Annotated in this window: 8 protein-coding genes; 1 reads left to right on the top strand and 7 read right to left on the bottom strand. The window is 66.7% G+C overall.

The features are described from left to right. Positions 1–42: 42 nt before the first annotated feature. The 3 genes from ON32_RS08120 to ON32_RS08110 form a co-directional block, all read right to left on the bottom strand. Entirely contained in the window at positions 43–2,466 is a 2,424-nt protein-coding gene (locus ON32_RS08120; RefSeq protein WP_040790141.1) for a cation-translocating P-type ATPase, read from the bottom strand. Between the two features lie 161 nt (positions 2,467–2,627). Further along, positions 2,628–3,137 (bottom strand): WKL family lipoprotein, encoded by a 510-nt coding sequence (locus ON32_RS08115; protein ID WP_040790139.1) that lies wholly within the window; start codon positions 3,135–3,137, stop codon positions 2,628–2,630. 99 nt (positions 3,138–3,236) lie between these two features. Then, positions 3,237–4,535: a DNA polymerase IV gene (locus ON32_RS08110; RefSeq protein WP_051132997.1), complete on the bottom strand. Its 1,299-nt coding sequence runs from the start codon at positions 4,533–4,535 to the stop codon at positions 3,237–3,239. A gap of 437 nt (positions 4,536–4,972) precedes the next feature. Here ON32_RS08110 and ON32_RS08105 point away from each other — a divergent pair, with 437 nt between their 5' ends. Then, positions 4,973–5,848, top strand: coding sequence for a UTP--glucose-1-phosphate uridylyltransferase (locus ON32_RS08105; protein ID WP_040790135.1), 876 nt, complete (start codon positions 4,973–4,975; stop codon positions 5,846–5,848). 22 nt (positions 5,849–5,870) lie between these two features. On the opposite strand, the gene ON32_RS08100 is transcribed toward ON32_RS08105, so the two are convergent. The 4 genes from ON32_RS08100 to ON32_RS27625 all read right to left on the bottom strand — a co-directional run bounded on the left by ON32_RS08100 (position 5,871) and on the right by ON32_RS27625 (position 11,517). After that, positions 5,871–6,380 carry an NlpC/P60 family protein gene (locus tag ON32_RS08100; protein ID WP_083874201.1) on the bottom strand — a complete coding sequence of 170 codons (510 nt, stop codon included), beginning with the start codon at positions 6,378–6,380 and terminating at the stop codon, positions 5,871–5,873. Positions 6,381–6,719: 339 nt separating this feature from the next. After that, entirely contained in the window at positions 6,720–7,688 is a 969-nt protein-coding gene (locus ON32_RS26960) for a hypothetical protein (RefSeq protein ID WP_157224125.1), read from the bottom strand. Between the two features lie 102 nt (positions 7,689–7,790). Next, positions 7,791–10,967 (bottom strand): isoleucine--tRNA ligase, encoded by a 3,177-nt coding sequence (gene ileS, locus ON32_RS08090; protein ID WP_040790133.1) that lies wholly within the window; start codon positions 10,965–10,967, stop codon positions 7,791–7,793. Positions 10,968–11,322: 355 nt separating this feature from the next. Further along, positions 11,323–11,517, bottom strand: coding sequence for a hypothetical protein (locus tag ON32_RS27625; protein ID WP_083874200.1), 195 nt, complete (start codon positions 11,515–11,517; stop codon positions 11,323–11,325). Positions 11,518–11,519: the final 2 nt, after the last annotated feature.

The raw sequence follows: 11,519 nt of genomic DNA, 5'->3' as shown, positions 1-11,519 counted from the left end.
AGCCCCTTCGCACAAGGCAATTGAAACGGCAATGGCGAAGATTCAGGCGGCCTCACCGGGGGCGGCGGGGACGAGTTTGTGTTCGTCGCCGTGTAGGGTCGCGCCCACCCACCACGCCGCCTCGACGAGGACTATGCCCACAACACCGCAGATCAGGGCGGCGGTGGTGAGGGCGATATTCGACGGGTCCAGGGCGAAGAACTCGCGGGTGAACGGGATGGTGAACAGCAGCAGGTACGCCAGCACCGAAACGGCCAGCAGCAGGATCTTCCACCAGGTGTAGGGGCGGGCCACGATCGCCAGCACCCATACCGCGATCATGATCAAGGTGATCAGGGCGGTCGTCCCGGCCTGCACCTTCTGCTGTTCGGTGGCCTCCGGTCCGGCGTAGGCGATCAGATACGCCACGAAGGTGGCGACGCCGATCACCGTCCCCGACGGGATCGCCAATCGCATGACCCGACCGACGAACCCGGTGCGGGCCCGCTCGTTGTTGGGCGCCAACGACAGGATGAACGCCGGAATACCGATGGTGAACCAGGCCGCGATGGTGACATGCCGCGGCAGGAACGGATAGCCGAGCGGTTCGTAGTCGAAGATCTGCGATCCCACCCCGGCCACGCCCACCAGGAACGCCAACAGCACCGAGTACACGGTCTTGGTGAGGAACAGGTTCGAGACCCGCTCGATATTGCCGATCACCCGACGCCCCTCGCCCACCACATACGGGAGGGTGGCGAATTTGTTGTCCAGCAGCACGATCTGCGCCACCGCACGGGTGGCCGGACTACCCGAGCCCATGGCGACGCCGATATCGGCGTCCTTGAGGGCCAGGACGTCGTTCACTCCGTCACCGGTCATGGCCACGGTGTGCTCCCGGGACTGCAGGGCGGCCACCATGGCGCGTTTCTGATCGGGCCGCACCCGGCCGAAGGTGGTGTGGTTCTCCAGTACATCCGCCAACTCGGTCCGGTCCTCGGGGAGTTCGCGGGCATCCACCGGGCGATCGCCGCCGGACAGTCCCAGCGAGGAAGCCACCGCGCCGACCGCGACGGCGTTGTCACCGGAGATCACCTTGATGGAGACGTCCTGACTCGCGAAATAGTCCAGGGTGTCCCGAGCGTCGGGCCGCACCTTCTGCTCCAGGACGACCAGCGCGACCGGGGTCACCACACCGGGCGCGTCGGCGGCGTCGACCCGGTGATCGCACCGGCCCAGCAGCAGCACGCGCAGACCCGCCGCACCGAGTTCCTCGGCGAGACGGGCGGCGGCCGAACCCGCCGGCAGCAGCACATCGGGCGCGCCGAGCAACCAGTCGCCGTGTTTCCCGTAGGAGCATCCACTCCATTTCTTCGCCGAGGAGAACGGCGCGACCGCGGTGTGGACCCAGCCGGGACCGTCGGGCAGCGCCTCGGCAATGGCCTGCATGCTGGCGTTCGGGCGTGGGTCGTCGCTCGCCATGGCCGCGAGCGCCTGCCGGGCCACCGATTCATCGTGCCCGTCGAGCATCCGGATCTGCGCCAACCGCATACCGTTCTCGGTGAGCGTGCCGGTTTTGTCCGCGCACACCACATCGACCCGCGCGAGACCCTCGATGGCGGGTAGCTCCTGGACCAGGCATTGCCGCCGACCGAGCCGGATCACCCCCACCGCGAACGCGATCGACGTCATGAGCACCAGCCCCTCCGGCACCATCGGCACCAGAGCCGCCACCATTCCGGTGACCGCGGGACGCCACGACTGACCGCTGGAGAACAGCTGGTTGTAGATGATCAGCGCACCGGCGGGGATCAGCAGATATGTGATGACCTTCAGAATCGTGTCGATGCCGCTGCGCAGTTCGGAGTTCACCAGGGTGAACTTGCTGGCCTCTTCGGCCAGTTTCGCGGCATAGGCATCGCGCCCCACCTTGGTGGCGCGATAGGCGCCGGATCCGGCGACCACATAGCTGCCCGACAACACCTGGGCACCGATTTCCTTGTGCATCGGGTCGGATTCACCGGTGAGCAGGGACTCGTCGATCTCGAGCAGTTCGGTTTCGACGACGACTCCGTCCACCACGATCTGATCGCCGGGGCCGAGCTCGATGAGGTCGTCGAGGACCACGTCCCTGGGCGCGATCTGCGCCGAGCGCCCGTCCCGGCGCACCGTCGGCCTGGCCTGACCCACGATGGCCAGTTTGTCCAGGGTCCGTTTGGCGCGGACCTCCTGGATGATGCCGACCGCGCTGTTGGCCACGATGAGCAGCCCGAACATTCCGTCGATCACCGAGCCGGTGGCCAGCACCAGCACGAACAACACACCCAGGATGGCATTGATCCGGGTGAAGACATTGGCCCGGACGATATCGCGGACGGAGCGACTCGCCCGATCCGGAACGTCATTGGTGAGACCGTCCCGACGACGCTGCTCGACCTCGTCGGCGCTCAACCCCGGTGCGCCCGCGGCCCGCACGGTTATCGACATAGCGGCAAGCCTAGGCGAGACCCACGCGTATCACCGCCCCACCGGAGCACCGGCTCGAAGGAACATCCTCCGCAGACGAACATCCTCCGCAGACGAACATCCTCCGCAGACGAAGACCGGCCGACGCCGCGAGGCATCGGCCGGTCTCTCGTGTGGCTCGGTCAGGCCGCCGGGCAGGCGGGCGACTGCAACTGCGCGGTGGCGAGCATATTGCAGGCCCAGGTCTTCTCGACCTTCCATTCGCCGTTCTCGGCGACGAACGGCACGTCGACCATGTTCACCTGGTCGCCCAATGTGAACTCGGCCTTGGCGTTGAGGGTGTCACCGAAGGAGCTCACCTCGGTGACCTTGATGGTGGCGCCGGAGTTCTGGTAGGCCTGCGCCAGGGTGCCCGGCAGGTTCGGGTCGGCCTCGGCGCCCTGCACCATGCCCAATTTCTCTTCGTTCGGCACACCCGGGTCGAGCGCGCGCTGCAGCTGAGCGTTCAGATCGTCGGCCGTGGGGACCGGCGGCAGGTCGGCCTCGGCGGCCCCGGTGGTCGTCTGCTGCGTCGTGGTCGACTTGGCCTTGGTGTCCGAGTTCGAGTCATCGCTACCACACGCGCTCAAGGTCAGCATGGCCGCGGCGGCCAGGCCGGCGATCGCGATACGTCCGGTTCTGCGAAGCTTCAACTGCTCGTCCTTTGCGTTCGGGGTTCGGTGTCGTGCACTGTCGGCAGCCCCACCGGAACCGGCGACGCTGCACGGATCACCAAACTACCCGCCGAACCGTCAAGACAGACTGTCGAGCGGATCCGCCGGGCTCAGCTTGGTGTCGTCGGCAGCGAACGTACGCGCCGAACCGGGACCTGTCGAGCGGGTCTCGAACCTGACGGTCACAACTCCGTATCCCGCGCCCTGCACCCACCCGTGTCCGAACTCCGCGTGCCGGACATCCATCCCCGCCCGCCACCGGGGGCCGACGGCCGGCTCGGACACGCGATCGGGAACCGGCCCGCTGTCGACGCCCTCCGCGATCTCGGCACTCCCCTCCGCGAAAAGGGGGAACAGCGATTCCTGCCGTACCGTCGACAGCCCGGCGTAGCCGACGCCGACCAACCGGATGGGGCCCAGCTCCAGCGGGTCGACGGCGGACCGCTGGGCGGCGGCGGTGAGCGTCGCCAGGTCCTCGGTGGCGTACGGCAGGGTGGTGGAGCGGGTCACGATGCTCATATCGGAACGTTTCAGTTTGAGTACCACGGTTCGGGCGGCCCGGCCGTCGCGGGCGAGCCGCCGGTGCGCGGCGGCGGCCATTTCCGCGATCGCCGGACGCAGCTGTTGCATGGAGACAATGTCGTGTTCATAGGTGGTTTCGGCGCTGATCTGTTTGGCCTCGGCGCGTTCGGTGACCGGTCGGTCGTCGATTCCGCGGGCCAGCCGGTGCAGGGTGGCGCCGACGCTGCTGCCGAGGATGGAGACCGCCTCCATCTCGGGCAGCGCCGCGAACGCACCGACCGTCTCGATCCCGAGTGAGCGCAGCCGATGCTCGGCCACCGGACCGATACCCCACAGTTTGCGCACCGGAAGCGCGGCCAACAGATCCTGTTGCTCGCTCGGCGCGATCACCCGGATCCCGTCGGGTTTGGCCAGACCGGACGCGATCTTGGCGAGCTGTTTTCCGCTGCCCACCCCCACCGAGGCCACCAACCCGGTGCGGTCCCGCACGGCGGCGCGCAATTCGGTGCAGAATCGGCGCACCTCGGCCACACTCGCCCCCGCCATTTCCGCGGGCTCGCCGAACGCCTCGTCGTACGACAGTGTCTCCAGAACCGGTATACGGGCCCGCAATGTGTCGAAAACCCGACCGCTGAGCGCGGAATACAGCGCACCCCGCGGCGGCACCACCACCGCCGTCACCCCGACCAGTCGCCGCGCCTGGTGCATCGGCATGGCCGACCGCGCGCCGAAAACCCGGGCCTCGTAGCTGGCCCCCGCCACCACGCCCCGGGCGCCCGTCCCGCCGACCAGTACCGGCCGGCCGCGCAATGTGGGGCGGGTCAATTGCTCGCAGGAGGCGAAGAACGCGTCCATATCGATGTGCAACACCCAGCGACGGGAGGTCTCCCCGTCCGAGCCTCCGGGACGCTCCCCGGCGCCCACCGGGGCACTCGCCCGCGTCACAATCGGCTCCGCGCTGCTTTCCCGACGATTCCTCGACGCTCGCGCACAATGGGACGCTCGCGCACAATGGTACGAGCGGCCCCGCGGCCGGGCCGGCGAGAGTCGCGTCCCACACCTACCTCCTCCGAAGGCCACCACGGCGATCGGGGCCAATCTACGCCCACCCCCCGACACATTTCGCCGGTCCGGGGCCCGGAGTCGGCATACCGACCCGAATGTTCCGCCGCGCGCCCCGATCCCCGAGCCACACCGCCACCGGTGCGGAAACGGCGCGAGAACACGGCGTCCACCGCCACGCCCGACCCGGGCCGGGTTTCCCGAGCCGAACGATATGTGATGATCGAAGGATGATGATCCGCAAGGCCGTTATCCCAGCCGCCGGTATCGGCTCTCGCCTGCTGCCACTGACCAAGGCGATCCCGAAGGAAATGCTGCCGGTCGGCGACAAGCCGGTGATCGAGCACACCGTACGTGAACTGGTGGCGTCGGGGATCACCGATATCACCATCGTCGTCAGTGGTGGAAAATCGCTGATTCAGGACCATTTCCGGCCCAACCCGACATTGGTCGCCCAGTTGCGCGCGGACGGGAAGACCGCCTACGCGGACGCGGTGGAAGAGGTGGGGGAGCTGTCCCGGCTCGGACACATCACCTACCTGGACCAGCACGGCCCCTACGGCAACGGCACACCGGTGCTCAATGCCGCGCGCGCCCTCGGTGACGAGCCGATGCTGGTGTTGTGGCCCGACGACGTGTTCGTCGCCGAGATCCCGCGAGCCCAACAGCTCATCCGCGCCTACGAGGCCACCGGCTGCCCGGTGTTGGCCCTTATGCCGATGGACCCCAAGGATTCTCAGCGCTACGGCGTGCCGAAGGTGCGGGAGGATCTCGACGACGGGCTGTTGCGCATCTCCGGCATCATGGAGAAGCCGAAACCGGAGGATGCGCCCTCGGCCTACGCCGCCATCGGTGGTTATGTGGTCACGCCCGGCATCATCGAGGAACTGCGGGCGCAGACCGAGCGCTGGTACACCCACCGCACCGGCGAGGTGTACCTGACCGACGCCATCAATGCCTACGCTGCCGAGCACGCCGTGTACGGCCAGGTCATCCAGGGTCGCTGGTACGACACCGGTAACCCGGCCGACTACCTGGTGGCGCAGTTCGCCTCCGCGCTGGCGCACCCGGACTACGGACCGCTGCTGCGCCGGCTCGTCGACTGACGGCCGGCCCGCGGCGGCCCGCTCAGAATCGGCGGATGGTCTTGATGACGAACTTGTTCAGCGGCGTGAAACCCACCGGCACCCCCCTGCCGTAGGCGTTGAACACCTGCCCGTACCCGGCGTAGATCCCGACATGCGAAGCGTCCGGGTTGAGGATGACCACATCCCCGGGGGACAGCGCGTATCGCGGCACCGCGGCGCCCACTCGGGCCTGTTCCCAGGTGGTCCTCGGCAGCTGGACACCGACCTGTCGGAATGCCCACTGGACCAGGCCCGAGCAATCCCAGGCGTATGGACCCTCCCCACCCCATTCGTACGGTTTACCGAGCTGGGTCAGGGCCGCAGTGAGCGCTCCCAGCCCGTTGGGACTCGAAATCGGCAGCCCGGCGGTGACACTGGCGCTGCCCGAAGCGATGGCGGCCGACCCGCTTCCGCTGCCGGTATCGGCTCCCGCGGTCGGCGCGAGAACGCCTGCGGCGCAGGCGACAAGAGCGATTCCGAGAACACCTCGACGGAGTTGGATTTCGATCACGTGCCCACCCTTCTGTCGTCTGGAGGCGGGCCGCCGTACGACGGGGCCCACGGCAGAGGCGGCACCCCCTCGGCGACGAGGGGGACCGCAGACCACAGCGACGTGTGTCGAGGCGTATCAGCCCTCGACACAACGCATTACAGGTAGAACAGACCGCAAAGATCACCGCTGTCGACGCCTGTCGCGCCACCGGCGCATTCGGCGTGGGACGGCGGCCGAAACGATTGTCCCGCGCGATTCGGACGAAACCCGAGATTTCGATAATCCGCTGGAATGTGATCTACATCACACGCAATCGAGCGTTACTCGAACGCCCCGAACCCCACGCGTGACCTCGGCTCACTGTGTTTGGGTGACGATATCGTTGACCGCTTTCAAGACGACTTCCTTTGTCGCCGGCGGCGATTCGGCATACACACCGACCTGCCAGACCAATTCACCCCCGGACGGATCGGCGAAATAACGGCTGAGATCCACGCTGTAACGCCCACGTTCGTTGGACTGCTCCACCACGTAGACGGTGCGATCGTCGAATCGAGTGGCCCGGTCGGCATTCTCCTTCAACCAGTCCGCGTTGTACCGGCGCTGCGTATCCGCATCACAGGTAGTGGGGCACTTCCGCAGAATGATGTCGACACGCTGTCCGGCATTCCTGTTGGACTCGTCGACACACCGCCAGGCCTGCGCATCGGGTATCGCGTCGATCGACCCCTTCAAACATCCCCAGCTGCGCGCGGTCCGAAAGGCGAAGGGCCACCCCTTGAACGCCATGGTGTAGGTGTCTTCGCCGTCGCCCCAGATGGGACCGAGCACCACCACCGATGGCACGGTGCGCAACTGCGGCTCATCCCCGGACAGGGCGCTCGTCGGCGCCGCCGAGGTGGTGCGGCTGGTGGATCGGGTCGTCGAAGCGGTGGCCGTGGTCGTACCGGTGGCCGTGGTGTTCTCCTCCGAATCCGAACCGCGCAGCACCACCAACCCCACCACACCGGCCAGGGCCAACACCACCACGACCACCAGCACCGCGATCAGGGGACCGTTGGAGTTCCGGGCGGGCGGCCCGCCCCATCCCCCGGTCGCACCCAACGGCGGTATCTCGTACGGACCGGCGGGCGTCGGACCGTACGGGCCGGTCTGCCCCGGAACGGGCTGCCCCGGCATACCCGGCTGCGGAACCCGCCCCGCGGTCGCGTCCCAATGCACTGTCGGGGGTGCGCCCTGAGCCTGTTGCCATTGCCCCGATGAGGATTCCCTCCCCTGCCCCTCCGATGTCGACTTCCACCATTCGTGGGGATCATCCGAAACCATGGAATCCCACCCTAGTGGACAACGACACGCGGCGGTCGGGTCACGAACGCGCATCGCAGCTCGGCCGGCCCCGGTGCGCGACCGGGGCCGGCCGATCCGGTCTCAGCCCACCTTGGTGATCCGGGCGCGCACCCCGCCGGTGATCTGCGCCGAGTCCTCCCCCGTCTCACCGAATTCCAACTCGACGGCCAAGACCTCGCCGGCGATCAGCTCACGGTGGTTCTCGGCCCAGGCGCGTCGGTCCTCGGGCACCGACAGCACCAGCCGAATCCGGTCCGAGACGTCCAGCCCCAGTGACTTACGCGTCTCCTGCAGATCGCGAATCACATCGCGCGCCCAGCCCTCGGCCTCCAGTTCCTCGGTGACCACCGAGTCCAGCACCACCAGACCGGTATTACCGGGCAACGCCGCCGTGGACTCCGGTTCGGCCGCCACCAGTCGCCGGGTGTATTCCTCGGGCAGCAGCTCGATTCCGGCAGCGCTCACCACCCCGTCGGCGTTCTCGGTCCACTCGCCCGCCTTGACGGACTTGATCACCCGCTGCACATCCTTGCCGAGTCGTGGGCCGGCCGCCCGGGCGTTCACCACCAGCTCGAACCGGCCGTGCGCGGCCACATCGGTGGTCAGATCGACCCTCTTGACATTCACCTCGTCGGCGATGATGTCGGTGTAGGGACGCAACCGCTCGGCGTCCGGGGCGGCGATGGTGACCTCCGCCAGCGGCAATCGCACCCGCAGTTGCTGCGCCTTGCGCAGGCTCAGCACCGTCGAGCACACCGTACGGACCTCGTCCATGGCCTCGACCAGTTCGGCGTCGTGGGGCAGATCGTCGGCGCCGGGCCAGTCGGTCAGGTGGACCGAGCGACCACCGGTCAGACCACGCCAGATGACCTCCGTGATCAGCGGCAGCAGCGGAGCGGCCAGCCGGGTGGCCACCTCCAGCACGGTATGCAGGGTGTCCACGGCATCGCGGTCCTCGGCCCAGAACCGCGCCCGTGACCGACGCACATACCAGTTGGTCAACGCGTCGGCGAAGGTCCGCAGTTCCTCACAGGCGGCGGCGATGTCGTAGGTTTGCAGCGCCTCGGTGATGACATCCCGCGTCTGCGCCAGTTTGGCCAGAATGTAGCGGTCGAGCACATGCGGCGAATCCGTACGCCACCGCCCCGGTTCCGAGGCGTAGAGCTGAAGGAAGGTCCAGGTGTTCCACAACGGGCGCAGCGCATGGCCCATTCCCTCACGGATACCGCGTTCGGTGACGATGAGGTTGCCACCCCGCAGGACCGGCGAACTCATCAGGAACCACCGCATGGCATCGGAGCCGTCCCGGTCGAACACCTCGTTCACATCCGGGTAGTTGCGCTTGGACTTGCTCATCTTCAGCCCGTCGTCGCCGAGCACGATGCCGTGCGCGACCACGTTCTCGAACGCCGGGCTGTCGAACAGGGCGGTGGCCAGGACGTGCAGGGTGTAGAACCAGCCGCGGGTCTGCCCGTTGTATTCGACGATGAAATCGCCCGGGAAGTGCGAATCGAACCAGTCCTTGTTCTCGAACGGGTAGTGCACCTGCGCGAACGGCATGGACCCGGATTCGAACCAGCAGTCCAGAACCTCCGGTACGCGACGCATGGTCGAGCGCCCGGTGGGATCGTCCGGATTGGGCCGGGTGAGCTCGTCGATCATGGGTCGGTGTAGATCGGTGGGTCGCACCCCGAAATCGCGTTCCAGCTCGTCCAGGGAACCGTAGACATCGACCCGCGGATAGGCCGGATCGTCGGAAACCCACACCGGGATCGGACTGCCCCAATACCGGTTACGGCTGATGTTCCAGTCCCGCGCGCCTTCCAGCCATTTGCCGAATTGGCCGTCGCGGATGTGTTCGGGTACCCAGTTGATCTGTTTGTTCAGCTCCACCATCCGCTCGCGAAACGCGGTGACCGCGACGAACCAGGACGGCACCGCCATGTAGATGAGCGGCTGTCCGGAACGCCAGCTGTGCGGATAGGAGTGTTCGATGGTCTCGTGCCGGAGCAGTTTGCCCGCGGCCTTGAGGTCCTTGATGATCACCGGATTGGCGTCGAACACCATCAGACCCTCGTAGGGGGGCACCATGGCGGTGAACCGGCCACCCGGATCGAGTGGCTGCACCAGCTCGATACCGTTGGCCTGGCAGACGTCCATGTCCTCTTCACCGAACGCCGGCGCCAGATGCACGACACCGGTACCGGATTCGGTGGTGACGTAGTCGGCGGACAACACCCGGTGCGCGTTGGGGCGGCCGAGGAAGAAGTCGAACGGCGGAGTGTAGGCCAGGCCCACCAGCTCGGCGCCGGCGAACTCACCGAGCGTCTCCGGTTCCTCGCCGAGTTCCCGGGCGTAGTGGGCCACCCGTTCGACGGCCAACACATACCGTTTGCCGTCGGTCCCGCGCAGGTGCGCGTACCGCACCTCGGGGTGCACCGCGACGGCCAGGTTGGACGGCAGCGTCCACGGTGTGGTGGTCCAGATGAGGGCATTGGCGCCATCCAGCTCGTGGAGCGGATGATCGGCAGGCACCCGCAACACCATGTCCACGGTGACCGCCGGGTCCTGACGCATCTTGTAGGCGTCGTCGAGCCGGGTCTCCTGATTCGACAGCGGGGTCTGCTCGTACCAGCTGTAGGGCAGCACCCGGAAACCCTGATAGATCAGCCCCTTGTCGTAAAGCGACTTGAACGCCCACATGACCGACTCCATGAAGTCGAGATCGAGCGTCTTGTAGTCGTTGTCGAAGTCCACCCAGCGGGCCTGGCGGGTGACATATTCACGCCATTCATCGGTATAGCGAAGCACCGATGTTTTACACGCGGCATTGAATTCCGCGAGCCCCATCGAATCGATCTGTGATTTGTCCGTGATACCCAGCTGTTTTTCGGCTTCGATTTCCGCGGGCAGCCCGTGACAGTCCCAACCGAAACGCCGATCGACGCGCTTTCCGAGCATTGTCTGAAAACGCGGGATAACGTCCTTGACATATCCGGTGAGCAAATGTCCGTAATGTGGCAGACCGTTGGCAAACGGGGGGCCGTCGTAGAACACGAACTCCCCCCCCGTCCCGGCCGAAGCACTCCCGTCCGTCGCGTCGCCCGCGCCGGACCGTTGCTCGATACTCGCTCGGAAGGTGTCGTCGGCCGCCCAGGCGTCGAGTACGGCCCGTTCCAGATCGGGGAAGGACGCACCGGAACCGCCGCCGAGGTCGACGCGGGGGTATGCGTTGCTTCTGGAAGTCTCGTCCGCCATCGCGGATAGGTCTCCTCGTGCCGAGCGCTACAAGCGCGGTTCGAATGCGGCACGGGGACGATCACCGACGCTCGGTGCGTCGGAACCGCGGTACCACCCCGTTTGTCCCACCACCCGCGTACGGGTACGGAACCTCTCGTTACGAGCTGTGACGGGCTCACCCGTTCGGTTCTACTGAGCTGTGCGCCACGGTCGCCGACCACCCCGGCGCGTCGCCGTTCTTCCGAAGGCTCCCCGGTGATAGCCGGATCAATGCCGATTTCCATGTTTGATTCTAGCCGTAACGGTCAAATCTGTATTCGGCGCTCATCGGCGCCGACACTGACGCGCAGCGTGGCGTGTCAGTGTCCGTATATCAGCGCCTGATCTGCCGCTGCGGCGGCACGCTGTCATCAGAGCCACTGATCGACAATGCGCTGACCAGCAACAACACCGCACCGATCACACAGACCACAATGCAACCCCACGCCCAGATCACCGAACCGGTGATCAGTGAGGCGACCAGCAACACGAAGCCGATCGCAGCGAGGACCAGCGTCAAGACAAGCATGA

Source organism: Nocardia paucivorans NBRC 100373, assembly GCF_000308675.1.
In the GTDB taxonomy this organism is placed as follows: Bacteria; Actinomycetota; Actinomycetes; order Mycobacteriales; family Mycobacteriaceae; genus Nocardia; species Nocardia paucivorans.
Note: the sequence above shows the minus strand (reverse complement) of the source record. Positions and strands in the feature narration are given on the sequence as shown.

What these genes read in the sequence shown, in the direction of transcription:
- ON32_RS08120 (WP_040790141.1), bottom strand. Translation starts at nt 2,466, where the DNA reads ATGTCGATAACCGTGCGGGCCGCGGGCGCACCGGGGTTGAGCGCCGAC.
- ON32_RS08110 (WP_051132997.1), bottom strand. Translation starts at nt 4,535, where the DNA reads ATGGACGCGTTCTTCGCCTCCTGCGAGCAATTGACCCGCCCCACATTG.
- ON32_RS08105 (WP_040790135.1), top strand. Translation starts at nt 4,973, where the DNA reads ATGATGATCCGCAAGGCCGTTATCCCAGCCGCCGGTATCGGCTCTCGC.
- ON32_RS26960 (WP_157224125.1), bottom strand. Translation starts at nt 7,688, where the DNA reads ATGGTTTCGGATGATCCCCACGAATGGTGGAAGTCGACATCGGAGGGG.
- ileS (WP_040790133.1), bottom strand. Translation starts at nt 10,967, where the DNA reads ATGGCGGACGAGACTTCCAGAAGCAACGCATACCCCCGCGTCGACCTC.
- ON32_RS27625 (WP_083874200.1), bottom strand. Translation starts at nt 11,517, where the DNA reads ATGCTTGTCTTGACGCTGGTCCTCGCTGCGATCGGCTTCGTGTTGCTG.